The organism is Microbacterium sp. SMR1, assembly GCF_003289625.1.
In the GTDB taxonomy this organism is placed as follows: Bacteria; Actinomycetota; Actinomycetes; order Actinomycetales; family Microbacteriaceae; genus Microbacterium; species Microbacterium plantarum.
Genome location: NZ_QMBN01000003.1, coordinates 101,482 through 124,549 on the forward strand (window position 1 = coordinate 101,482; position 23,068 = coordinate 124,549).

The following is a 23,068-nucleotide window of genomic DNA, read 5'->3' on the forward strand; positions in this document are numbered from 1 at the left end:
CGTGAGTCGAACCACCCACTGGAGGATCCTGTGACCTACGCCGCCGCGCCCCAAGCTCCCGCTTCCGGACCCAACCCGCTGTCACAGCCTCTTTATGGCGCCTCGTTCGGCCAGGCGTTCGCCCGCTTCTGGCGGAAGTACGTGACCTTCTCGGGTCGCGCGAGCCGGAGCGAATTCTGGTTCTGGTACCTCGCACACTTTCTCGTCGTGACGGCCATCACCGTGTTCATGATCATCGGCGCGTTCGCCGGGATGACGACCGACCCACTCACCGGCCGGAACGAACCCGGACCGCTCCTCGGCGTGGGCGCACTTCTCTTCGTGCTGTGGCAGCTCGCGACCCTCATTCCGATGATCGCGCTCTCGTGGCGACGACTGCACGACGCGAACCTGGCGGGTCCGTTCTGGTTCCTCGGTCTGATCGCCGGGATCGGTGGGATCGCGGTCCTCGTGCTCTGCGCACTGCCGAGCAACCCCGCCGGAGCCCGCTTCGACAGGTGACCGCCGCCGCCCTGTAACCCGAGGCGCGCAAGAAGCTGCCCGCCGTCACTCGCCGCGATCGGCGAGCCAGTACAGCGCCCCGTCGGCTGTGCGCACGAGCACTCCGGTGTCGACGGCGTGACGGCGGAAGAACGCGGCATCCGTCACGAACATGCTCAGCCGTTCGTTGAGCGCCGGCTCGCTCACCCGTTCGCCCGCGCCGACGACCCGGCGCGCTACCGCCGCCACGGCGGGGTCGAGCTCGTCGAGCGCGAGGTCGCCCGCTGAGATCCGCGACCCCTGCAGAACGGCGAGAGCACCGAGCTGAACGTCGAGCGCGGCGAGCGCGTCATCCAGAAAGCTCTCGCTCAGGCGCACGCCGTCATCCGTCCGTTCGGCGACGCCGCTTCGAACGAACGCCTCCGACTCTCCATCGACGGATGCCGACGGCGTCGGCCCGATCAGCTCAGCGAAGGCCACCCGCAGCCGCGGGCTCCGGAGCATCATGACGAGGGAACGAACCGGACGCAGCGACGAGTCGGACATCCCTCGATCCTCACCGAGCCACGCGCGCGCAGCAAGACGAGGCCCGCTTCCTGCTGAAGAACACCCTCCCCAACGAGCTCGTGGCCGCGGTGCGGGCCGTCACGGCACGTGATGCCGTCGTGTCGCCCCGGACTACCGCGAAGCTCATCGACGCGGCGATGCCGCATCTCTCGCGCACGGGCCGACCGGCATCTCTCGAGGCGCTCTCGGCCCTGTCGCCCGCGAGCTCGAGGTGTTCCACTACGTCGGGGAGGGCTTGACTAATGCCGAGATCGCGGCTGCGCTGCACCTGAGCGAATCGACCGTGAAGGCCCGCTTCGGCCGCATCCTCGTGAAGCTCGATCTCGCCAACCGCGTACAGGCTCTGATCCTCGCCTACGAGCTCGGAGTCGTCAGCGTCGACCGCTGAGCCTGTTTGCGGCACGGCGCCGCGGTGTGTCTCACCCGGGCTGGTGCTTCGCCTGGCACGTCGCGCCCCTTCGCGAGCTGGGTCTGCGCATCAGATGACAGGTGAACCGCATGAGTCTGGGCCGCGCACGTGCCAACCTCGCGCAGCTCGACCTGTCCCACGGCAGCCCGCGCTCCGCCGGGCACGTCGAGCCCCCTCGCAGCGCCGATAGGGGCGCGAAGTGACAGGTGAAGCCGCCAACCCGGGGAGCCATCGCGCGACTCGGCAGGTCACGCCCCCTCACAGCGCCAGCATGGGCCCGAACTGACAGGTGAAGCCCCCAGCCCGGGGAGCCATCGCGCGACCTGGCACTTCACGCCCCCTCGCAGCGCCAGCATGGGCCCGAACTGACAGGTGAAGCCCCCAGCCCGGGGAGCCATCGCGCGACCTGGCACCTCGCGCCCCCTCGCAGCGCCAGTACGGGCGCGAAGTGACAGGTGAAGCGCCAGGTCAGGCTGCCAACTGATCCAGCAGTGACGTCAGGTGCGCGCGGGTCAGCGCTGCTGCGCGCTCGCCATCGCGGTCGGCGATCGCGTCGGCGATGCGCTCGTGCACCTCGTGGTCCGCGTCACCACCACCCGCACCACCCGCAGCACCCCCGCCCACGCGACCCGCGCCAGCACCCCCGCGCCCGCCCCGCGCGCGGAGCATCGCGATCATGGCCTCGCGGCTGCGCGGGGTGAAGCCGTCGAACATCTCCAGCAGCAGCGGATTGTGCGACGCGGCGACGATGATGCGGTGGAACGCGGCATCCGTGTCGACATGTTCCTCGACGTCCGAACGGTGCGCCGCACGCCGGTCGAGGGCAGCGCGGAGCGCCCGCACCTCGGCGGGGGTCCGGCGCACGGCGGCGAGCGCCGACGCTTCGACCTCGATCGCGAGACGGGCTTCGAGCACGGCGCGGATGTCGGCCCGTCCGACGACGCGCGACCAGTCTTCCGGGGCGTCGAGTGCGGCGACGAACACTCCCGCTCCCTGGCGTGAGATCAGCACCCCACGTCCGGCGAGCTGTCGAATCGCCTCGCGAACGGTCGAGCGACCGACGCCGAGCTGCGGCGCCAGGGTGGTCTCCCCCGGCAGCTTCGCGCCCAGCGCCCACTCCCCCGCACGCACCCGGGCGAGCAGCAGCTCGGCAGCCTGATCAGCGAGCGGTTCCCGTCGGACGGTCGTCATACCCACATCCTCTCACCAATCAGGCAACACCTCAGCTTGTCTGAGGAGTTGTGCTAGCGTCTGGGTCATGCTCGATCGTCACGACCTCCTTCTTCGCCGCCACGGCGGGGCCTAGCCAGACCGGCTCCCCACCGTGGAGCCTCCCCGCGCCGGTCTCCCCTACCGACCATGCGAGAAAACCCATGACGATCCACGCCTCCATCCGCCTCTCCACGCCCGCGGGCCCCGTCCCCGCCGATGCGCCCACCTGGAACCGGCAGCGCCAGTCGCAGATGCCGTCGCACCGGTACCGCGACGCGTTCGCGCGCGTCGACATCCCGGCGGCAGATCAGGCAACCCCGCGCAGCTGGCCCGCCAACCGCCTCACGGCCGCACCGCTGTGGGTGCCCGTCGACCTCCGTGACGGCAACCAGGCCCTCGCCGAACCCATGGATCCCGAGCGCAAGCGTCGCTTCTTCGAGCTGCTCGTGACGATGGGCTACAAGGAGATCGAGATCGGCTATCCCTCCGCCTCCCAGACCGACTACGACTTCGTGCGGCTGATCGCCGAGACCGATCTCGCGCCCGACGACGTCACGATCGTCGTGTTCACGCCCGCAAGACGCGACCTGATCGAGCGGACGGTCGCGTCGATCCGCGGCATCCGCAACGAGGTCGTCATCCACATGTACACGGCGACCGCGCCGGTGTGGCGGGATGTCGTGCTGGGGCGCGACCGCACCGAGCTGGCGGAGCTCATCCTCGCGGGCGGTGAGGACGTGCTGCGCCTCGCGGGCGACTCGCCGAACGTCCGCTTCGAGTTCTCGCCCGAGGTGTTCAACCTGACCGAGCCCGACTACGTGCTCGAGGTCTGCGACGCGATGACGGCCCTGTGGGATGCCACGCCCGCGCGCCCCGTCATCCTGAACCTCCCCGCCACCGTCGAGATCGCGACACCGAACGTGTACGCCGACCAGATCGAGTACACGCATCGAAACCTCACCCGTCGCGATTCGGTGATCTTGTCGGTCCACCCGCACAACGACCGCGGCACCGGCATCGCCTGCGCCGAGCTGGCCGTGCTCGCCGGGGCCCAGCGCGTCGAAGGGTGCGTCTTCGGCAACGGCGAGCGCACCGGCAACGTCGACATCGCCACGCTCGCGCTCAATCTGCACGCGCAGGGCGTCGACCCCATGATCGACTTCTCCGACATCGATGAGATCCGGCGCACCGTCGAGTACTGCAACCGCATCGAGATCCACCCGCGGCATCCGTACGTCGGAGACCTCGTGCACACGGCCTTCAGCGGCACGCACCAGGACGCCATCAAGAAGGGCTTCGCCGAGCACCGCGAACGTGCCGCCGCGCTCGGGCGCGACGAGCGCGAGATCGACTGGCGCGTGCCCTACCTGCCGATCGATCCCGCCGACCTGGGGCGCAGCTACGACGCCGTCATCCGGGTGAACTCGCAGTCGGGCAAAGGCGGCGTCGCGTACCTGCTCGAGACGGCGTACGGCATCGAACTGCCACGGCGCTTCCAGATCGAGTTCGCCCGGCACGTGCAGCGACACACGGATGCCGGCGGCGGCGAGGCCACGGCGAGCGAGCTGTGGGAGCTGTTCCGGACGACCTATCTCGGCGACATCGCGACCGGCCCGCGGCTGACGCGCTACGACTCGACGGATGCCGGCACCGACATCACCCTCGCCGTGGACGGGGTCACGCACACCAGCGAGCACCCCGGAGTCGGCCCCGTCGAGGCGCTCACGGCCGCCCTCGCCGAGCACGGGATCACGATCGAGGTGCTCAGCCTGCACCAGAGCAGCATCGGCAGCGGCACCGATACCGACGCCCTGACCCTCGCTGAGTACCGTGACGGCTCCGGCGTGGTCGCCTGGGCCGCCGGCTCGAACCGATCCGTGCTCGCTGCCACTCTCGACGCGATCATCCGCGCCGCGCAGGGGCCGGCCGAAGCGTCAGACTGACCTCGTGAGGATCGCGATCGCCGGCAGCACCGGCACCGTCGGCAAGCTCGTCCACAGCATCGCCACCGAACGCGGACACGACGTCGTCGCGCTCGCGCGCAGCAACGGTCACGACCTCGAGCATGCCTCGCTCCCCGCCTCGGTTCTCGACGGTGTCGACACGATCGTCGACGTCAGCGGCATCCAGACCCTGTCGCGGCATCGCTCGCGCCGGTTCTTCGAGAGCGTGTCGGCCAACCTGCAGCAGGCGGGAACGGCCGCAGGTGTCAAACACCTCGTCGCTCTCTCGATCGTCGGCATCGACGGGGTGGATGCCGCCTACTACGGCGGCAAACTCGCGCACGAGCGGGCGGTGCAGCGCGGGGCGCTCCCCCACACGCTGCTCCGCGCTGCGCAGTTCCACGAGTTCGCCGAGCAGACGCTCGTCCGCGGAAAGTTGGGCCCGATCACGGTCGTGCCGGCCGCCCGGGTTCGCCCGATCGCTGCGCGCGAGATCGCCGAGCACCTCGTCACACTCGCGGAGGGCGAGCCGGTCGGCCGGGCGCGCGATCTGACCGGGCCGCGCGACGAGCTGCTCATCGACATGGTGCGAGCGCTGCTCGATGCCCGCGGCATCCGCCGCACCACGGTCGAGACGCGCCTGCCGGGCTCGTTCGGCCGTGCAATGTCGTCGGGGCGCCTGCGCGGGCACGCGAACGCCGAACGCGGAACCGTCATGTTCGCGGAGTGGCTCGCGAGCCAGACCTGAGTCGGCGGTCACACCGCGCGCACGGCGTCCGACAATACACAAGACTTGTTGCGCAATGGTTCTTGTGCATCTAGCGTTGCGGGTATGACCTCTGCTGATCGCTCCGCTTCTCGACTCGAGACGGCGGCCGCCATGCGCGTGCTCGCGCACCCGACCCGACTGCGTCTCCTCGGCATCCTGCGCGAGAACGGCCCGCAGACGGCGGCTCAGCTCGGCGAGATCGTCGACGAAGCGCCGGGCACGATCAGCTATCACCTGAGCAAACTCGCCTCGATCGATCTCATCGAGCCCGCCGAGCCGCGCAGCGCCGATCAGCGCGAGCGCTGGTGGCAGGCCGCCGCTGCCGAGACGACGTGGGAGCCGGCCGAACACCTCGACGACCCAGCCCAACGAGCTGCCTCATCGGCGCTGGAGAAGTCGATCGCGCAGATCTACGCCGCCCGCTACAGCGAGTACGTCGACGCGATGCCGACTCTTCCCCCCGAGTGGGTGGCCGCCGGGGCGACCGGTGACCGGACGCTGCGCCTCACGCTCGACGAGCTGACCGCGATGCGCACCGACCTCGAGTCGCTCATGCACCGGTGGCAAGAAGCGAGCGCGCAGCACGACGATGCAGATGATGCCGCCGTACCGGTCGCCCTCGTCTACCAGGCCTACCGCCGGCCATGACCACGACCGACTCCCCTGTCCGTTCGGCCGATGCGACGCACCGGCGCGCAGCATCCCGCGCCCTCTACGCCCTACTGTCGGCGCACGCGATCTCGCAGACGGGCAACGTCATCACGGCCTTCGCGATCCCCTTCTACGTCCTGGCCACGGGCGGCTCGGGCGTCGAGGTCGGGCTGGCCGCGTTCGCCGCGACCGCGCCCGTCATCGTAGGAGGCGTGTTCGGCGGGGTGGTCGTGGACCGCATCGGCGGCCGTCGCGCCGCGATCGTCGCCGACATCGTGAGCGGTGTGACGGTTCTCGCGATCCCCGCGCTCGCGCTCACGGTAGGCCTGCCCTTCTGGGCTCTGCTGGCACTCGTCTTCACGAGCGGCGTGCTCGACACACCCGGCCAGATCGCCCGCCGCGTGATGCTGCCCGAACTCACGGAGGCGGCGCACGTCAGGCTCGAGCGGAGCGTCGGACTCCTCGACGGCTCGGAGCGCCTCTCCAAGCTCATCGGCGCGTCCGTCGCCGGCGCGCTCGTCGCTCTCCTCGGACCGATGGCAGCCCTCGTCACGAACGCTGCTGCGTTTCTCATCTCGGCTGCGATCACCCGCCTGATGGTCCCCGCGACGACGGCGCGAATGACCGCCGTCGGCGACACGGATGCCGCAGCCCGGCGCTCGTACTGGCGCGAGCTGCGCGACGGGTTCCGGTTCGTCGTGCGTGATCCGCTCATGCGGCTCATCGTCGGCATGGTGCTCATCACCAACCTGCTCGATGCGGCCCGCAGCGCCTCGCTGATGCCTCTCTACGCGAACGCCGAACTCGGCGGCGCCGGAGCCCTCGCCGTCATCGTCGCTGTCATGGGCGGGTGCGCGCTCATGGGCAACATCGCGTTCGGCTTCATCGCGCACCGGATGCCGCGGCGCGTGACCTTCGCGCTGTGCTTCCTCGTCGCCGGCGGCCCGTCCAGCGCGGTGTTCGCCCTCGGCGCGCCGTTCCCGGTGCTCGTCGCTGCCGCCGGCGTCTCGGGGCTCGCGGCCGGCGCGTTGAACCCGATCCTCGGCGCGGTGCAGCTCGAGCGCGTCCCGGCGCCCATGCGCGGTCGCGTCTTCGGCCTGCTCAACGCCGGCACATGGGCAGGGGTCCCGCTCGGCGCGCTGCTCGGCGGCATCGCCGCCGATGGCCTCGGTCTCTTCGCATCGTTCGGCATCGTCGCGATCATCTACACCGTGGTCACGACGGCACCCCTCACGGGCGGAGCCTGGCGGCTGATGGAACGGCGACCGAACGAACAGGCGGCACTCTAGGCCCCTGCGCCGCGTCTCGCACGTCGTTCCCTATCCGGCATCCGCTCGTGTTGACTGCGGGGATGAGCAACTGGGCCGAGACCGTCATGTTGTGGCACGTGTACCCGCTGGGGTTCACGGGAGCACCGATCCGGCCGGACGGCGCCGACGACGACGGCCAGTCGGATGCCGGCGCCGCAGACCAGCCCGTCGAGCACCGGCTGAACCGCATCGAGGCCTGGCTCGATCATGTCGTCGAGCTCGGCCTCAACGGGCTGCTCCTCGGCCCGGTCTTCCCCTCGAGCACGCACGGATACGACACCGTCGACTACTTCCGCATCGATGCCCGGCTCGGTGATGACGGCGACATCGACCGTCTGATCGCGGCGGCCCACGACCGCGGCATCCGCGTGCTGTTCGACGGTGTCTTCAACCATGTGGGGCGCGAGCACCCTGCGTTCGCGGCTCTCGAAGAGCAGGGGCCGGAAGCCGACACCGCCGACCTCTTCCGCGTGCGGTGGGACGGCTGGCAGGCCGGCGAGCCGGTCGACGCCGACGTCTTCGAGGGGCACGACGCCCTGGTCACGCTGAACCACGACTCCCCCGCTGTCGCGGATCTCGTCGTCGAGGTGATGACCCACTGGCTGGGCCGCGGCATCGACGGCTGGCGACTGGATGCCGCCTACGCTGTGCCGTCCGCCTTCTGGGCGAGAGTGCTGCCGCGGGTTCGCGCCGAGTACCCCGAGGCGTGGTTCCTCGGCGAGGTCATCCATGGCGACGCTGCCCGCATCGTCGAGGAGTCGACGATCGACTCGCTGACGCAGTACGAGCTGTGGCAGGGCATCTGGCACGGCATCGCCGACCGCAACCTGTTCGAGCTGAAGCACGCGATCGAGCGGAACAACGAGCTCCTGTCGGTCTTCGCTCCGCAGACCTTCGTCGGCAACCACGACGTCACGCGGATCGCCTCGGCGATCGGCCCCGACCTGGTGCCGCACGCGCTGGCGGTGCTGTTCACCGTGGCGGGGGTGCCGTCGGTGTATGCGGGCGACGAGTACGGCTATGAGGCGGTGAAGGAGGAACGTCTCGGCGGTGACGACGCGGTGCGCCCCGAGTTCCCCGACGCGCCGCCCGCGCCCGATTCGCTGCCCGAGAGCGCGCAGCACATCCTCCGCACCCATCAGCAGCTGATCGCCGTGCGCCGGCAGCATCCCTGGTTGCATCGCGCCCACACCGACGTGATCCATATCGACAACACCGCGATGGTGCTGCGGACCGCGACGGGAACGGATGCCGTCGTCACGGCGCTCAACGTCGGCGACGCGCCGGTGACCGTGCCGGTGGCCGATGCGACGCGGCTGCTCGCCGGATCGCTGGTCGACGACATCAACAGGCACGCCGGCGAGGCATCCCTTCCCCCGCGCGGTTGGGCAGTCCTATCGGCTACCCCCGCCTGACCCGCGACCCGACCCAGATGGCGGTCGGTTCTCCCCCACGCGTGACGACAATTCGCGTCGGCTCGCATCGGGTCGCGCGGTGGCGTCAGCGGAAGTCTCGTGACTGGTGCCTCACCCCCACCCGCAGGTCTTCGAACGCGTCGGCGAGGATGTTCACGACCCCCTCGTTGGACCGCTCGAGGATGCCGCGGACGATGAGCGCCGGGCTGTCGCGCACCACCCGCCGGTAGCGATGCCACATGCCCGTCGAGCAGATGACGTTCATCAGTCCGTGCTCGTCCTCGAGGTTGAGGAACGTGATGCCGGAGGCCGTCGCCGGCCGCTGCCGGTGGGTGACGAGCCCGGCGATCTCGACGCGGCGCCCCGACTCATGCTGTCGCAGGTCGTTCGCGGTGAGCACGCCGCGCGCATCGAGCTGCGAGCGGTAATGGGTCATCGGATGGTCGTCGGGTGAGATGCCCGTGGCCCACAGGTCGGAGGCCAGCACGTCGTAGCTCGACTGGTCGGTGAACAGTGGCGGCTGTACGGCGATGAGCGAATCGGGCAGGTACTCGATGCGGTCCTGCGCGGCCGATCCCGCCAGCCAGATCGCCTCGCGACGGGTGTGCCCGAAGCACTCCAGCGCTCCCGCGGTGGCGAGCGCTTCGAGCTGCGTCGTGTCGGCACCGGTGCGGCGCACCAGGTCGCGCATGTCGCGATAGGGGCCGGATGCCTCGCGCTCGGCGACGATCCGCTCGGCGAACCTCTTGCCGATGCCGGTGACCGCGGCGAGCCCGAGCCGCACCGCGAAGCCGCCGTCGCGGCGATGCGCCGCCGACTCGTCGGGGGCGTTGATGTCGAAGACCGGCACGGGAGGCTGCTCGCCGAGGCAGCTGTCGCGGCCCGTGGGACCCGGCCGCCCCGCCTCACCCGACACGGATTCGAGCACGGCCTCGGCTCCCGAGAGCTGCAGGTCGGGGCGTCGCACCTCGACCCCGTGACGGCGGGCGTCGGCCGCCAACGTCGCCGGTGAGTAGAAGCCCATCGGCTGAGCCCGCAGCAGCCCCGCGAGGAACGCCGCCGGGTAGTGCAGCTTGATCCACGAGCTGGCGTAGACGAGCAGCCCGAACGACAGCGAGTGGCTCTCGGCGAAGCCGAAGTTCGCGAACGCCTGGATCTTCGCGTAGATGTCGTCGGCGGCATCCCCCACCAGGCCGTTCTCGGCCATGCCCTCGTAGAGCTTCTGCTTGAGCGAGTCGATGCGCTCGATGCCGCGCTTGGAGCCCATCGCACGACGCAGCAGGTCGGCATCCTCGCCCGAGAGTCCGCCGATGACCATGCCCATCTGCATGAGCTGCTCCTGGAAGACCGGCACCCCGAGCGTGCGTTCGAGCACGGGCTTGAGCTTCTCGTGCGGATACGTCGTTTTCTCGTATCCGAGCTTGCGGCGCACGTACGGGTGCACGGCACCGCCCTGGATGGGCCCCGGCCGGATGAGAGCGATCTCGATCACGAGGTCGTAGAACCGTCGCGGCTGCAGGCGCGGCAGCAGTCCCATCTGCGCGCGGGACTCGACCTGGAACACCCCGATCGAGTCGGCCCGGCACAGCATGTCGTAGACGGCGGCCTCTTCCTTCGGAAGCGTCGAGAGCTCGAACCTCTCCCCCGTCGCTCCCTCGATGAGGTCGAAGCAGTACTGCAGCGCGGCGAGCATCCCGAGGCCCAGCAGGTCGAACTTCACCAGGCCCATCCAGGCGGCGTCGTCTTTGTCCCACTGGATGACGGTGCGGTCCTGCATCCGGGCGTGCTCGATCGGCACGACCTCGCCGACGGGACGATCGGTCAGCACCATGCCGCCCGAGTGGATGCCCAGGTGCCGGGGTGCCTTCAGCAGCTCGGCGGCGTAGCTGAGCACCCGCTCGGGGATGTCGTGGTCGGGACCGGTGTCGAGCGTGGCCCCCCAGCGTTCGACCTGCTTCGACCAGGCATCCTGCTGTCCCGGGGAGTGCCCGAGGGCCTTCGCCATGTCGCGCACGGCGTTCTTGGGCCGGTACTGGATGACGTTCGCCACCTGCGCCGCACGCTCGCGCCCGTAGGTGGCATAGACCCACTGAATGATCTCCTCGCGCCGGTCGGAGTCGAAGTCGACGTCGATGTCGGGTTCCTCCTCGCGGAGGGCCGACAGGAACCGCTCGAACGGCAGCCGGTAGTAGATGGAGTCGATCGCGGTGATGTCGAGCAGGTAGCAGACGGCGCTGTTGGCCGCCGAGCCACGCCCCTGACAGAGGATGCCGCGCCGCCGCGCCTCTTGCACGATGCCGTAGACGATGAGGAAGTAGCCGGGGAAGTCCTTCTGCTCGATGACCGCGAGCTCTCGCTCGATGCGGTCGCGGTCTTCGGGCGGGAGGTTCGGGTACTTGCGGGGCACCGCCTCCCACACGATCTGGCGCAGCCACGACATCGGCGTGTGCCCCTCGGGAACGGGAAGCTTCGGCAGGGCGGGCTTGGCTCGACGCAGCGGGAAAGCGAGCTCGTCGGCGAGCTCGACGGTGCGTGCCACGGCTCCGGGGAACCGGCGGAAGCGCCGCGTCATCTCGGCTCCCGACCGCAGGTGCGCCCCGGCGTGGGACGGCAGCCACCCGTCGAGCTCGTCGAGACCGCGGTTGGCCCGGACCGCCGCGATCGCGGCAGCGAGGTGGGCGCGATCGGGCACGGCGTAGTGCACGTTGTTCGTCGCGAGGATCGGCAGGCCGCGCTCACGCGCGAGGCCGGCGAGGATGTCGTTGTGCCGCGAGTCCAGCGGCTCGCCGTGGTCCATCAGCTCGACCTCGACGGCGTCGCGCCCGAACCGGTCGACCAGAGCGTCGAGCTCGGCGGCGGCAGCATCCGGTCCGCGCTCGATGAGCGCCCGGCGCACTGCTCCCTTGCGGCATCCGGTGAGGATGCTCCATTCGCCTCCGGCGATGTCGGCCAGATCGTCGAGCCGGTACCGGGGCTTGCCCTTCTCCGCTCCCGCGAGCTGGCCCTGCGTGAGCGCCCGCGCCAGCCGGTGGTACCCCTCTTCGCCGCGGGCGAGGATGAGCAGATGCTCGCCCGGCGGGTCGGCCTCGTTGCGCGCGGCGCCGACGCGCTGCGGCAGATCGAGCGACAGCTCCGCCCCGAACACGGTCTTGACGGCCAGCTGCTCGGCGGCCTCGGCGAAGCGGACGATGCCATAGAACCCGTCGTGATCGGTGACAGCCAGGGCGTGCAGCCCCAACCGTTCGGCCTCTTCAGCCAGCTCTTCGGGCGATGAGGCCCCGTCGAGGAACGAGTACGACGTGTGCGCGTGCAGCTCGGCGTATGGCACCGCGTTCTCGGGACGCTCGATCCTCGGCGCGGAGTACTTACCCCGCTTGCGCGACCACGCGGGACTGTCGCCCCCGTCCGCACCCGGCGGCGCGCTCGGCGCGCGGTTGCCGCTGAGCAGCCGCTCCATCTCGGACCACGGCACCGAGGGGTTGTTGAAGCCCATCAGTCGTACCGCCCCTCGACCGACCATTCGCCGCCGTCGCACACCAGCAGCCATGCGGTCTGGGTGGCATCGACCATCTGGAAGCGGTGGGCATGGCGCGCTCGCGCGGCATCCCACGCCCGCTCGATCACCGGCCACGGTCCCGCCCACGAGCGGATGCCGCGAGACCCGGTCGACGACACCAGAGCGGCCGGGATCGCCGTCAGCTCGCCCCGTCCGTCGACGGCCACCATGTCGCCCTCCCGATCGACGACAGCCAGCGGCAGCGCCCGCTCGAAGACCGTCGCGGGCAGCGGATCGGGCAGGCTCCCCGGCCAGGGCCGTTCGCGCGAGCTCGTCACCGGGCGGTCACCCCACGGCACGAGCACCTGCCGCTCGGCGAGCCAGCGGCCACCGCCCACGACCGGGGTCACGACGCCCGTGTGGCCGAGCATCGCCTGCACCCGCGACAGAGCGTGGTGCACCCGCTGCTCGGGACCGGAGCCGAACAGCGAGACGGCGTGATGGGATGCCGCATCCACCGCTTCGGGCTCGATCTTGACCCGAGCGACACCGCTGGTGAGCTTGCCGCTCTCGGCCAGCTGCCAGCGCACCCGGTCGACGACGGCGGCGGCGTCGAAGGTGCCGGGGTGGAGCCAGACACGGTTGCTCGTCTCGCCCCGGTCGCCGGTGAGGATGACCCGCAGCTCGGTGCACACGAGGTCGACCGCGCCGAGTCCGGAGATGAACTCCTCGGCCGCGACCCTCATGCCGAACGCGACCTGGTCGGCGAGGTCGAGCGGAGGCTCGAACGAGACCTCGCGGTGCAGCTCGGGCGGCGGAGTGCGCGGGACCACCGGGCGTGAATCGGCGCCGGAGGCGAGGCCGTGCAAGCGCGCGCCGCGGGGGCCGAAGCGTTCGACCAGTCGTTCGGGCTCGATCGCGGCGAGGTCGCCGAGGGTCTGCACGCCGAGCCGGGCGAAGAGGTCGACGGAGTCGTCGTCGAGCACCGCGATCGTCAACGGAGCGAGGAACTCCGCCGAGCGCCCGGCCTCGACCACCCGGATGGGCCGGTCGGGGCGGGTGCTCATCCGCGCGGCCTGCTGCGCCGTGAAGGGGCCGTCGGCGACACCGGCCCGCACGTCGAGGTCGCCCTCGGCGACTGCGGCCAGCAGCGCGCCGGCGGCCTCGGTCTCACCGCCGTAGAAACGTGCGGGGCCGCGCACGCGCAGCGCGCAGAGCCCTGCCTCGAGCACCTGCACTCCTGGCGCCATCTCTTCGAGGCGCGCGACGATGGGAGCGAACTCCCGGTGATCGCGCACCGCATCCGCGTCGGCCACCTGCAGCGCGGGGCATCGCGCCTGCGCGTCGCGGCGACGCTGCCCGCGGGCGACGCCGTCGGCACGCGCGGCCGCTGAACACGCGATGACCACGCCCTTCTCGAAGACCGCGATCGGCGCGTTCGGATCGCCGCCGCTTTCGCGCACGAACGCCACGACCGGCCAGTCGGGCACCCACACCACCAGGCTGCGTACCGGTGCCGTCGCCTCCTGCTCCCCCACGTCAGACCGCCCGTCGCATCGGGATCGGCTCGACGACCGGGCCGCCCGCGAGAGCCCGCTCGTGCGGAGCAGCCGAGATCGCGCCATCGGGCGCGGGCAGCAGCATCCGCGCCGATCGGGGAACCGGGAACCGCCGGCTCGACACGGTGACCGTCAGCTCGCGGTCGCTGAGGTAGCCGTCACCGTCGCCCAACCCCGACCACCGCGGATCGGTGACGTCGAGCATCGCCTCGGTCTGCGGCCACGGCCCCTGCACGAGCAGCACCGTTCCGCGGTCGCGCAGCCGGCCGGCGAGCTTGGCGATGTCGGAGTCTTTCGCACGCTCGGGCGGACGCACCGCGACGACAGGAAGGACGTCGGCGATCGTCGCGGTGACGGCGAGCCACCGGGCTCCCGGATCGGGGATCAGCACGACGCGGGACAGGTCGACCCCGGCGTGCTCCGCCGCTTCGGCTCCGAAGCCCGGCATCCCGACTACACCGCACCACGACCCGGTCTGCGACGGCTGGGCGAGTAGGGCGAACAGCAGTGAGGACGACGAGCCGAGCGAATAGGCGGCGCCGGGACGCAGCCCCCGCCCGGGCAGCAGTCCGGCCAGGGCAGGATGGGTCGGCAGTACCGGAGCATCGAGGCGGCGCCCCTGCATCCGCTCCATCTGCGCGCGCAGTCGCTGCACGTCCTCGGCGGCAGCGGGATTGCGCATGATCGTCCTCACTCAGCAAGGGTAGAACATATGTTCTAGACCATCAATGTCGAGATCGAAGATACGACCGACTTCCGACATCGCCTGGCAGATTGGATCGCGTGAACGCCTCCGACACCCCGCCCGTGACCCTGCGCCCCTATCACCCTCCGAGAGGGCGGCGAGTTGCACACCCGCAGCGGGCGCGGTCGGCGGCGACCCCCGAGCTCACCTCCGACGTCAGCATCGCCGCCCGGCCCTTCTTCGAGAGCGTCGGCTTCCGCGTCGTCCGCGAGCAGCACCCGGTCAAAGAAGGGGTCGAGCTGACGAACTACCGGATGCGGAAGGTCCTCTCGCCGTCCGCGACCGCGGCATCCTGATCTCCGGCCTCCGCGAGCACGGCGGCCAGCCCCTCCCGCAGGTCGGCGACGAAGGCCTCGGGCATCTCGAGCGACGGGAAGTGCCCACCGCGCCCCGCTGCCCGCCACCGGACGATGTTGCGGAAGCGTTGCGCCACCCACGGGCGGGGGTGCTTCTCGATGTCGTGGGGATACGTCGTGAGAGCGGCCGGCACGTCGACCCGGAGGTCGGGGTCGAGCGACTGGTGGCTCTCGAAGTAGATGCGCGCCGCTGACGCACCGGTGCCCGTCAGCCAGTACAGCGTCACGTTGTCGAGCAGTCGGTCGCGCGAGATGCTCTCGAAGGGAGTGTCGACGGTGTCGGTCCATTCGTGGAACTTCTCCAGTATCCACGCGAGCAGACCCACCGGAGAGTCGACGAGCGCGTAACCGATGGTCTGCGGCGACGTCGCCATGACCTTCGCGTAGGCGAGTCGGTTCGCATCGAACGCGCGCGTCTCGTCCACCCAGCGCCGCTCGGTCGCATCGAGCCCATCGGCGCTGAGCCCCGGCGGACTCTGGGGCGTACTCGTGTGCATGCCGATCACATGGCTCGGGAATCGGCCGGCGAGCACGATCGTGACGGGACCACCCCAGTCGCTGCCGTGCGCCAGGAACCGCTCGTAGCCCAGGCGCGTCATGAGCTGCGCCCAGGCAGCGGCGATCCGTTCCGTGCCCCATCCGGGCTCATCGGGCTTGTCGGAGTAGCCGTATCCCGGCAGGGACGGCGCCACGACATGGAACGCCGGCATCGTCGGATCGTTCGGTTCGGCGAGGTCGTAGATCACGTCGACGAACTCGGCGACGCTGCCCGGCCACCCGTGCGTCATGATCAGCGGCACCGCATCGGGGCGCGACGACCGGCGATGAAGGAAATGGATGCCGAGGCCGTCGACGACCGTGCGGAACTGACCGATCTCGGCGAGACGCCGCTCGAACGGGCGCCAGTCGTAGACCGTCCGCCAGTACTTGACGAGGGCGGCGACATCGGCTCGTGGTGGGCCCTGGGCCCAGCGATCCTGTCCGCGGGCGTCGGGGCGGGTGGTCGCGCGTTCGGGTAGACGCGCCATGCCGAGGCGCGCCCGCAGGTCGTCCAACTCAGTATCCGCCGCACGTTGCACGAAGGGCGATACCGCCTCGGACGGGTGGGAAGCGGTCACGATCACTCCGTTCGTCGCGGCACGCAGTTGCGAACCGCCATAGCCGGTTCTATCAGAATCGGGCAGCCAATGGAACCAGCTATGGTGGTGCCATGTCGGACGGCTTCCCCGAGTTCCGTGTCGGCTCCGTGCTGTCGACGAGCTTCACAGGCACGCTGACCGAGCGACACGGCGCCCGCGTCGAGCGCATCCCCACACCGGCGCGGCTCCAGGCGTGGTTCGAGAGGTTCGATCTCGCGGTCGCACGGTGCTCGGCATCCGATCTCGACCGGGCCTATGTCCTGCGAGAGGCGATCCACGCCGCCGCGACAGCGCGGGCGCAGGGCGCGGCGTTGCCGACCGAAGCGGTCGATCGGCTCAATGAATTCAGCGCACGCGGCGGGGCGACCGCCGCCCTGACCGACGACGGCCGGCGGCGCTGGCACCTTGGATCGCCCGCTGCGGTCGACGCCGCGCTCGGAGTCGTCGCCGCAGACGCGATCGAGATCCTCGCCGGCGCGCGACCCGGCGCGTTCGCACTGTGCGCGTCACCGACATGTCGTGCCGCGTTCTTCGACACCAGCAGAGCCCGCACCCGGCGATGGTGCGACATGAACACGTGCGGCAACCACGCGAAGAAGGCTCGGCTGCGCGCGAAGGAAGCTCACACGGGAGAGGCTCACTGAGGAGTCACACGTCACGCGTTCTGAGGACGAGAAGAGCGGCGAGCGTCGTCCATAGCGTGAAGATCGCCATGATCCCGAGTCCCACCAGCGGCGGCATCCCGCTCGTCGTCCCGACAGCGTACGAGGCCTGGCCGGCCGTCGTGGGCCAGTAGGTACCCGCGAACTCACCGATGACCCCGGGCATCCCCGGGGCGAGAGCGGGCACGAGAAGCGCGACGGTCACGATGATCGCGAGCGCACCGGAAGAGCTTCGCGTGATGATGCCGAATCCGAGGCCGAGGACGGCCGTGAGGACGAGGTACACGATCGCACAGACGATGGCCCGAGCAGTTCCAGGGTCATCGAGTGCCGACACGGGCAGACCAGCCGCAGCAAGCGCGGCCTGCGTGGCACCGAAGCTGCCTGCCACCGCCGCGACTGCCACGACCAAGCCGACGAGCGCCGAAACTCCGAGCTTCGAAGCCAGGAGGGCCCCGCGCCGGGGCACGATGGCGAGGCTCGTGATGATCTGCCCCGAGCCGTATTCACTGGTGATGGCCTGCGATCCGATGGTCGCGAGGAGGATCTGACCGACCAGGATGCCCTTGAAGCTGATGCCGGTGGGGTCGAAATCGGAAGGGAGCGCGGCCTGCCAATCGGCCACGAGCCCGCTCACCCCCAGCAGGCTGACCATCACCGTCACGACGACTGCCGAGGCAGCGAGGATCCAGGTGCTGTGGACACTGCGGGCTTTGATCCATTCGGAAGCGAAGAGGTTCATGTCAGGCGGCCTTCTGCTCGATCGTGGTCATGGCGAGAAACGCGTCTTCGAGCGAGTCCCGAACGAGGGTGAGCTCGAACACCTCGGCGCCGGAGGCGGCTGCGATGCGGCCGACGCTCTCCGTCGTCGTCCCCGAGACGACGAGAACGTCGTTGCGATCGGCGTCCGCCCGAACCGGAAGCCCGGCTCGCCGGAGCGCATCACGCAGGACATCGGCATTCGGAGTCCGAACGCGGACGTACTCGTTCGTGTGCGAGGCGATGAATGCGTCCAAAGACTGGTCGGCGAGCAGACGACCGTGGTTGATCACGATGAGGTGATCCGCCGTCAGTTGCATCTCACCCATCAGATGGCTCGAGAACAGCACCAATCGGCCTTCCGCGGCGAGCTCGCGCATCAGGGATCGAGCCCAGCGGATGCCTTCCGGGTCGAGCCCGTTGAGAGGTTCGTCGAAGATGACGATGCCGGGGTCGCCGATCAACGCCGTGGCGATCCCCAGCCGTTGCTTCATCCCGAGCGAGAAGTCGCCGGCCGGCCGGCTCCCTGCTTCAGCCAGGCCCACCAACTCCAGAACCTCCCCGACTCGACCCCGCGGCACGCCTCCAGCACGCGCGACGGACGCGAGATGATCCACGGCCGTACGCCGCGGATGAACGGCACGCGCATCGAGCATCGCGCCGATCACCCGCATCGGATGGGGCAACTCATGCAGACGATGCCCGTTCACGGTCGCGGCGCCGCTCGTGGGCTTGTCCAGGCCGAGGAACATGCGGAGAGTGGTGGACTTGCCCGCCCCGTTCGGCCCGAGGAAGCCGGTCACGATCCCGGGCCGAACCTGGAATGACAGACCGTCGACGGCGGTGACGGTTCCATAGCGCTTGACGAGATCGTGAGCTTGGAGAGATGCCTGCGTTGTCTTCTGCACGGTAGGTACACTACACCGTACCGTGTAGTTCTGCTGCACTGGTCGGTGTAGAGTTCGGGAAGAGCAAAGGATGACGATGAGCGATGCGAGGCCGGTTAGGCAGGGCCAGGAGCAGAAGCGCTCCGCGATACTCACGGCGGCGCGAGAGCTCTTCGTCGAGGTGGGCGTCGAGCGATCGAGTATGGATGCCGTTTCGGCGCGCGCGCGTGTCTCCAAGCGCACCGTCTACGACTACTACGGAGATAAACGGCGGCTGCTGCTCGGAGTGGTCGAGAGCGCGGGCGAGACGGCCGTGAACACCCTCCGCGAGCTGTCCGAGACGCACCTGCCGGACACAATCGCGATCGACGGCCGCGATAGATTGCACCAGGCTGTGATCGCGTTCGCCGCCGAACTCGGGGGGTTCCTCGCCACGTCGACGAACTACGCAGCTGCGGTCAAGCTGATCTCGGAGAACGAATCGCTCCTGCCCGAACTCGAGGACCACCCGCTGGACCGAGCGCACGCCGACGTTCTCGCCGAGCGCTTCGCTCACTTCGCGACCGAGGGTCTGCTCGACCTCGACGACCCGGGACTCGCCGCCGAGCATTTCCACGCGCTCACGACGCTCCGGGTTCTCAACGAGCCCGCTCGCCGCCGGACGGACGCCGAGCGGGTCCGACAGATCATGACCGATGGCGCCGGCGCATTCCTGCGCGCTTACGGCCAGAGAGCGCGGTAGGCGCGCACCGCGGCGATCAGGCGGCGAGACTCAGGTACGGCTCCCAGCGCGGGTCGGATCGCTCCGTGCCCCGTACGGCCCACTGCGGGCCTCGCGGGGGCTTCGGCAGCCATCGCAGCTCCCACCCCATCTCCTGCGGAGTGTGGTCGCTCTTGAGGTTGTTGCACCGCAGGCAGCAGGCGACGAGGTTCTCCCACGAGTTGCTGCCCCCGCGCGAGCGCGGCATGACGTGGTCGATCGTCGACGCCGCCTTCCCGCAATAGGCGCATCGGTGCGCGTCGCGGCGGAGCACGCCACGCCGCGTCACCGGCACGCGGCGCGCACTCGGGATACGGACGTACCGGGTCAGGACGATCACCGCCGGGCGTTCGTACGTTCCATCGATCCCGAGAACGGGATCGTGGACGACGTGCTCGACGATCGTCGCCTTGTCGTTCAACACCAGGAGGAGGGCCCGACGGAACGACACCACAGCGAGTGGCTCATACCCGGCGTTCAGTACCAGAGTGCGCATTTCCTGTCCTCACGAACTGCCCTGACGGCTTCAGCGGATGTTCGATGACCGACGTCGCGCGAGCCGTGCGGGCAGGTCCCGCGAGGGTGCGAGCACGAAAAAAGGCGCTGTCATGAAGACAGCGCCTTGATTCACGGCCGAGGCCGCAGTGGTGCACACGATGCCGCAGGACGTAGCGACCGATCGCATTCACGGTTCGAATGCCCGGTACTGGTCCCATCAGCTCCCCCTCGGCGTGCGCGAGCGTCGCGTTCAGGGTAATACACCCTCGACGCAGGAAGGTCGACGGGAGATGAACGGATGATGCGTGTCGTCAGCCCGCGTTCGCGACGAGCCACGACTCGGCGTTCATGTACGCGCCGTCGACCACGATCTCGAGATGCAGGTGCGTTCCGAACGCGCGGCCCGTATCGCCGACCTGGCCGAGCAGCTGTCCCGCCGAGACGGTGTCGCCGACCTGCACCGCGCGGGTGCCCCAGTCCATGTGCGCGTAGAGGCTCGTGACGTTCGTGCCGTTGATGTTGTGCGCGACCTTGACGTACACGCCCCAGCCCGGACCGCTCTCGCTCGAGGCGACGACCGTGCCGTCGGCGACCGAGTAGATCGGCGTGCCACGGTCGGCCATGTAGTCGGTGCCGCGGTGACCGGCGTACGGGGTGCCGAAGTTGTTGAACGACATCAGCGGACGACGCACGAGACCGGAACCCGGCGCGACGAGCGGGATCGACTGGCTGTACGACGTCGACGACGAGGCGGTCGAGCTGCTCGCGGAGATGCGGTTCGCGAGGGCCTCGGCGGCTGCCTTGGCGGCGGCCTCCTCGTCCTTCTTCTTCTTGATCTCTTCGGGCGTGGTCGCCGTGAAGCCACTGCGGTCGAGAGACGCGGGTCCGACCTCGGACGCGACGACGATCGACTGCGCGTTGTTGGCGGCGACCTGCTGCAGCGTCATCGCGTCGGCCGACGTACCGCGCACGGCGGCGAAGGCCGGGATGGCGACGGTGGCGACAAGGCCGACCACGGCAGCGACGGTGAAGGTGCTGCGAACGGGGTGGACCCGGCGACGGCTCCGGCGGGAAGCGCGGTTCTCGATGGTCGCGACGTCCCGCTTCTGCTTCTTCGCCATCGGGAAGCGGCGGCCACGCAGGGCGCGACCAGAGCGTTCGGGATTCGTCGCGTCGACCTCGGGTACGTCTACCGACGAATCGTTGTGTTCAGCCAAATCAGTCCTCCGGCGCCTCTGCGCGATGGTCTGCGCTGGCTCGTCGACACTGCGCGTGTAGATCCACGCGACATTCGGGTGTCACCGCGTGGACGACGAGCCGAAGAGGCAATCCATGCAGCGGTCTCGGGCGGGCTTCTCGCCTGAAGACTTCTCGAGGCTACCGGAAGGTAACGAATAAGTCACGCTGTCGTTCCCTTCCCCACCGGACGCTCAGGTCCGGTGGCCGAACGCTCGCGGACTCAGTCGCGACGCGTGAGGAAGATGTGCGACGCGACCTCGACGGGCAGCTCGAGCCCCTCGTCGACACCGTCCATCTGAACGAGGACGTACCCCTCCGAGAACTGGAACGTGCCCTCACGGCCGGGGACGACGCCCGCTGCCCGCAGCTGCTGCAGCAGTTCGGGGTCGACCTGGGCCGGCTCGGCGAGCCGTCGCACGGTGCCCTCGATCGGCCCGCCGGTCTCGTTCAGCAGACGCACGAGGCCCACCACACCGTCGTCGAAGGTGCGCGCAGGCACATCCCCGAGCTGGTCGAGACCGGGGATCGGGTTGCCGTAGGGCGATTCGGTGGGGTGACCGAGCAGCTCGATGAGGCGACGCTCGACGAGCTCGCTCATCACGTGCTCCCAGCGGCAGGCCTCTTCGTGGACATAGGCCCAGTCGAGTCCGATGACATCACTGAGCAGGCGCTCGGCGAGACGGTGCTTGCGCATGACGTCGACCGCCTTCTGCCGGCCGCTGTCGGTCAGCTCGAGCGAGCGGTCTTCCGACACGACGACGAGTCCGTCGCGCTCCATGCGGCCGACCGTCTGCGAGACGGTGGGACCGGAGTGCCCGAGGCGCTCGGAGATGCGTGCACGCAGGGGGACGATCGCCTCTTCCTCGAGCTCGAGGATGGTACGCAGATACATCTCTGTCGTGTCGATGAGATCGGTCATCACAGCCCTTGTCGTGCGCGTGGTCGGGAGGATCCCAGCCTATCCGCTGGTGAGGACATGCGAGGCTGCCCTTACCTCCTACTCATGGCACGGCAGGCCCGGACGCCACCCCTAGAATCGGCTCATGGCGCACGTCACCCTGCCCCGAGACATCCTTCCCCGCGACGGCCGCTTCGGCTGCGGTCCCGCCAAGATCCGCCCCGAGCAGGTCGCCGCCCTGTCGGGTCCCGGCTCGATCCTGCTCGGCACGTCGCACCGCCAATCGCCGGTGAAGAGTCTCGTCGGCCAGGTCCGCTCCGGCCTGTCCGATCTGCTGCGGCTGCCCAACGGATACGAGATCATCCTCGGCAACGGCGGATCGACCGCTTTCTGGGATGCCGCGGCATTCGGCCTCATCGAGAACCGCAGCCAGAACCTCATCTTCGGCGAGTTCGGCGGCAAGTTCGGCGCGGCCGCATCCGCGCCCTGGCTCCAGGCTCCCGACATCCGCAAGGCCGAGCCCGGCTCGAGCATCTCGGCCGAGGCTGTGGAGGGCGTCGACGTGTACGCCTGGCCCCACAACGAGACGTCGACCGGTGTCGCCGCCCCCGTGCGCCGCGTCGTCGGCGACGAAGGCGCGCTGACCGTCATCGATGCCACGAGCGCGGCGGGCGGCATCGACTTCTCGGTCTCGCAGTGCGACGTCTACTACTTCGCCCCGCAGAAGAACCTCGGCTCGGATGGCGGCATCTGGTTCGCCGCGGTCTCCCCCGCCGCGATCGAGCGGATCGAGCGGGTCGCCGCGTCGGGCCGCTACATCCCCGAGTTCCTGAGCCTGAAGAACGCGCTCGACAACTCGCGACTCAACCAGACACTGAACACGCCCGCCGTCGCGACGCTCTATCTGCTCGACAAGCAGCTCGAGTGGATCCACAGCAACGGCGGCCTGCAGTGGGCGGCTGACCGCACCGCAGAATCCTCTTCGGCGCTGTACGACTGGGCCGAAGCGTCCGAGCACGCGACGCCGTTCGTCGCCGATCCCGCCGACCGCTCCCCCGTCGTGGTGACGATCGACTTCGACGACACCGTCGATGCCGCTGCCGTCGCCAAGAGCCTGCGCGGCAACGGCATCGTCGACACCGAGCCGTACCGCAAGCTGGGCCGCAACCAGCTGCGCATCGCGACGTTCGTCTCGATCGAGCCCGACGACGTGCGCCAGCTGATCAAGTGCATCGACTACACGATCGACCGTCTCTGAGCGCGTAACGCCGCTGAGACGACAGAAGGGATGCCGCACCGCGCGGCATCCCTTCG

At 69.6% G+C, this 23,068-nt stretch carries 22 protein-coding genes; 11 read left to right on the forward strand and 11 right to left on the reverse strand.

Features of this window, described 5'->3' with window-relative positions; genetic code table 11:
• Positions 1 to 30: 30 nt before the first annotated feature.
• Positions 31 to 501 carry a DUF805 domain-containing protein gene (locus DO944_RS10145; RefSeq protein ID WP_258524666.1) on the forward strand — a complete coding sequence of 157 codons (471 nt, stop codon included), beginning with the start codon at positions 31 to 33 and terminating at the stop codon, positions 499 to 501.
• 45 nt (positions 502 to 546) lie between these two features.
• Here the strand turns inward: DO944_RS10145 and DO944_RS10150 are convergent, their stop codons facing one another.
• The gene (locus tag DO944_RS10150) at positions 547 to 1,026 is read right to left on the reverse strand and encodes a DUF2087 domain-containing protein (RefSeq protein WP_112617076.1); all 480 of its coding nucleotides are present in this window, start codon (positions 1,024 to 1,026) and stop codon (positions 547 to 549) included.
• A gap of 190 nt (positions 1,027 to 1,216) precedes the next feature.
• Between DO944_RS10150 and DO944_RS15765 the strand changes: the two genes are divergently transcribed.
• A complete protein-coding gene (locus tag DO944_RS15765; protein WP_396652023.1) occupies positions 1,217 to 1,435 on the forward strand; it encodes a response regulator transcription factor in 219 nt (72 codons plus the stop codon).
• A gap of 489 nt (positions 1,436 to 1,924) precedes the next feature.
• Here DO944_RS15765 and DO944_RS10160 read toward each other — a convergent pair whose 3' ends face one another.
• On the reverse strand, positions 1,925 to 2,647 hold the full coding sequence (locus DO944_RS10160; protein WP_112617077.1) for a FadR/GntR family transcriptional regulator: 723 nt from the start codon (positions 2,645 to 2,647) through the stop codon (positions 1,925 to 1,927).
• Positions 2,648 to 2,829: 182 nt separating this feature from the next.
• On the opposite strand from DO944_RS10160, the gene DO944_RS10165 reads away from it, so the two are divergent.
• The 5 genes from DO944_RS10165 to DO944_RS10185 all read left to right on the forward strand — a co-directional run bounded on the left by DO944_RS10165 (position 2,830) and on the right by DO944_RS10185 (position 8,756).
• Entirely contained in the window at positions 2,830 to 4,611 is a 1,782-nt protein-coding gene (locus DO944_RS10165) for a 2-isopropylmalate synthase (RefSeq protein WP_112617078.1), read from the forward strand.
• A 4-nt stretch (positions 4,612 to 4,615) separates the two neighbouring features.
• On the forward strand, positions 4,616 to 5,359 hold the full coding sequence (locus DO944_RS10170) for an SDR family oxidoreductase (RefSeq protein WP_112617079.1): 744 nt from the start codon (positions 4,616 to 4,618) through the stop codon (positions 5,357 to 5,359).
• An 84-nt stretch (positions 5,360 to 5,443) separates the two neighbouring features.
• Complete coding sequence (locus tag DO944_RS10175; protein WP_112617080.1) at positions 5,444 to 6,028, forward strand: helix-turn-helix domain-containing protein; 585 nt, start codon at positions 5,444 to 5,446, stop codon at positions 6,026 to 6,028.
• The gene (locus DO944_RS10180; RefSeq protein WP_112617081.1) at positions 6,025 to 7,320 is read left to right on the forward strand and encodes an MFS transporter; all 1,296 of its coding nucleotides are present in this window, start codon (positions 6,025 to 6,027) and stop codon (positions 7,318 to 7,320) included. Before DO944_RS10175 ends, DO944_RS10180 begins: the two co-directional genes overlap by 4 nt.
• Before the next feature lie 62 nt (positions 7,321 to 7,382).
• A complete protein-coding gene (locus tag DO944_RS10185) occupies positions 7,383 to 8,756 on the forward strand; it encodes an alpha-amylase family glycosyl hydrolase (protein ID WP_112617082.1) in 1,374 nt (457 codons plus the stop codon).
• 85 nt (positions 8,757 to 8,841) lie between these two features.
• On the opposite strand, the gene DO944_RS10190 is transcribed toward DO944_RS10185, so the two are convergent.
• The 3 genes from DO944_RS10190 to DO944_RS10200 are packed head-to-tail and all read right to left on the reverse strand — an operon-like array spanning position 8,842 to position 14,493.
• Positions 8,842 to 12,249: an error-prone DNA polymerase gene (locus DO944_RS10190; protein ID WP_112617083.1), complete on the reverse strand. Its 3,408-nt coding sequence runs from the start codon at positions 12,247 to 12,249 to the stop codon at positions 8,842 to 8,844.
• Positions 12,249 to 13,790 (reverse strand): DNA polymerase Y family protein, encoded by a 1,542-nt coding sequence (locus DO944_RS10195; RefSeq protein WP_258524671.1) that lies wholly within the window; start codon positions 13,788 to 13,790, stop codon positions 12,249 to 12,251. The genes DO944_RS10190 and DO944_RS10195 overlap by 1 nt, the downstream gene beginning before the upstream one ends.
• 1 nt (position 13,791) lies before the next feature.
• Entirely contained in the window at positions 13,792 to 14,493 is a 702-nt protein-coding gene (locus DO944_RS10200; RefSeq protein ID WP_023954759.1) for a hypothetical protein, read from the reverse strand.
• Positions 14,494 to 14,594: 101 nt separating this feature from the next.
• Here DO944_RS10200 and DO944_RS10205 point away from each other — a divergent pair, with 101 nt between their 5' ends.
• Positions 14,595 to 14,852, forward strand: a complete 258-nt coding sequence (locus DO944_RS10205; RefSeq protein ID WP_112617085.1) for a hypothetical protein — start codon at positions 14,595 to 14,597, stop codon at positions 14,850 to 14,852.
• Here DO944_RS10205 and DO944_RS10210 read toward each other — a convergent pair.
• Positions 14,804 to 16,030: an epoxide hydrolase family protein gene (locus tag DO944_RS10210; RefSeq protein WP_220118329.1), complete on the reverse strand. Its 1,227-nt coding sequence runs from the start codon at positions 16,028 to 16,030 to the stop codon at positions 14,804 to 14,806. The genes DO944_RS10205 and DO944_RS10210 overlap by 49 nt on opposite strands.
• Positions 16,031 to 16,122: 92 nt before the next feature.
• On the opposite strand from DO944_RS10210, the gene DO944_RS10215 reads away from it, so the two are divergent.
• On the forward strand, positions 16,123 to 16,695 hold the full coding sequence (locus DO944_RS10215; RefSeq protein WP_112617086.1) for an ABATE domain-containing protein: 573 nt from the start codon (positions 16,123 to 16,125) through the stop codon (positions 16,693 to 16,695).
• A gap of 4 nt (positions 16,696 to 16,699) precedes the next feature.
• Here the strand turns inward: DO944_RS10215 and DO944_RS10220 are convergent, their stop codons facing one another.
• Both DO944_RS10220 and DO944_RS10225 read right to left on the reverse strand, forming a co-directional pair.
• The gene (locus DO944_RS10220) at positions 16,700 to 17,455 is read right to left on the reverse strand and encodes an ABC transporter permease (RefSeq protein ID WP_112617087.1); all 756 of its coding nucleotides are present in this window, start codon (positions 17,453 to 17,455) and stop codon (positions 16,700 to 16,702) included.
• Position 17,456: 1 nt separating this feature from the next.
• Positions 17,457 to 18,380, reverse strand: a complete 924-nt coding sequence (locus DO944_RS10225) for an ABC transporter ATP-binding protein (protein WP_112617088.1) — start codon at positions 18,378 to 18,380, stop codon at positions 17,457 to 17,459.
• A gap of 76 nt (positions 18,381 to 18,456) precedes the next feature.
• On the opposite strand from DO944_RS10225, the gene DO944_RS10230 reads away from it, so the two are divergent.
• Complete coding sequence (locus DO944_RS10230; RefSeq protein WP_181574212.1) at positions 18,457 to 19,101, forward strand: TetR/AcrR family transcriptional regulator; 645 nt, start codon at positions 18,457 to 18,459, stop codon at positions 19,099 to 19,101.
• 16 nt (positions 19,102 to 19,117) lie between these two features.
• On the opposite strand, the gene DO944_RS10235 is transcribed toward DO944_RS10230, so the two are convergent.
• From DO944_RS10235 to DO944_RS10245, 3 genes are all read right to left on the reverse strand, one after another.
• Positions 19,118 to 19,615 (reverse strand): HNH endonuclease, encoded by a 498-nt coding sequence (locus DO944_RS10235; protein WP_112617090.1) that lies wholly within the window; start codon positions 19,613 to 19,615, stop codon positions 19,118 to 19,120.
• 313 nt (positions 19,616 to 19,928) lie between these two features.
• Positions 19,929 to 20,834 (reverse strand): M23 family metallopeptidase, encoded by a 906-nt coding sequence (locus tag DO944_RS10240; protein ID WP_112617091.1) that lies wholly within the window; start codon positions 20,832 to 20,834, stop codon positions 19,929 to 19,931.
• Positions 20,835 to 21,076: 242 nt separating this feature from the next.
• Positions 21,077 to 21,775 carry a metal-dependent transcriptional regulator gene (locus DO944_RS10245; protein ID WP_112617092.1) on the reverse strand — a complete coding sequence of 233 codons (699 nt, stop codon included), beginning with the start codon at positions 21,773 to 21,775 and terminating at the stop codon, positions 21,077 to 21,079.
• A gap of 124 nt (positions 21,776 to 21,899) precedes the next feature.
• Between DO944_RS10245 and serC the strand changes: the two genes are divergently transcribed.
• Positions 21,900 to 23,012 carry a phosphoserine transaminase gene (gene serC / locus DO944_RS10250; RefSeq protein ID WP_112617093.1) on the forward strand — a complete coding sequence of 371 codons (1,113 nt, stop codon included), beginning with the start codon at positions 21,900 to 21,902 and terminating at the stop codon, positions 23,010 to 23,012.
• Positions 23,013 to 23,068 lie beyond the last annotated feature (56 nt).

Coding starts and splice junctions, on each gene's coding strand:
- DO944_RS10175 (WP_112617080.1), top strand. CDS start 5,444: ATGACCTCTGCTGATCGCTCCGCTTCTCGACTCGAGACGGCGGCCGCC.
- DO944_RS10220 (WP_112617087.1), bottom strand. CDS start 17,455: ATGAACCTCTTCGCTTCCGAATGGATCAAAGCCCGCAGTGTCCACAGC.
- DO944_RS10160 (WP_112617077.1), bottom strand. CDS start 2,647: ATGACGACCGTCCGACGGGAACCGCTCGCTGATCAGGCTGCCGAGCTG.
- DO944_RS10245 (WP_112617092.1), bottom strand. CDS start 21,775: ATGACCGATCTCATCGACACGACAGAGATGTATCTGCGTACCATCCTC.
- DO944_RS10230 (WP_181574212.1), top strand. CDS start 18,457: ATGAGCGATGCGAGGCCGGTTAGGCAGGGCCAGGAGCAGAAGCGCTCC.
- serC (WP_112617093.1), top strand. CDS start 21,900: ATGGCGCACGTCACCCTGCCCCGAGACATCCTTCCCCGCGACGGCCGC.
- DO944_RS10185 (WP_112617082.1), top strand. CDS start 7,383: ATGAGCAACTGGGCCGAGACCGTCATGTTGTGGCACGTGTACCCGCTG.
- DO944_RS10200 (WP_023954759.1), bottom strand. CDS start 14,493: ATGCGCAATCCCGCTGCCGCCGAGGACGTGCAGCGACTGCGCGCGCAG.
- DO944_RS10215 (WP_112617086.1), top strand. CDS start 16,123: ATGTCGGACGGCTTCCCCGAGTTCCGTGTCGGCTCCGTGCTGTCGACG.
- DO944_RS10165 (WP_112617078.1), top strand. CDS start 2,830: ATGACGATCCACGCCTCCATCCGCCTCTCCACGCCCGCGGGCCCCGTC.
- DO944_RS10190 (WP_112617083.1), bottom strand. CDS start 12,249: ATGGGCTTCAACAACCCCTCGGTGCCGTGGTCCGAGATGGAGCGGCTG.
- DO944_RS10180 (WP_112617081.1), top strand. CDS start 6,025: ATGACCACGACCGACTCCCCTGTCCGTTCGGCCGATGCGACGCACCGG.
- DO944_RS10150 (WP_112617076.1), bottom strand. CDS start 1,026: ATGTCCGACTCGTCGCTGCGTCCGGTTCGTTCCCTCGTCATGATGCTC.
- DO944_RS10235 (WP_112617090.1), bottom strand. CDS start 19,615: ATGCGCACTCTGGTACTGAACGCCGGGTATGAGCCACTCGCTGTGGTG.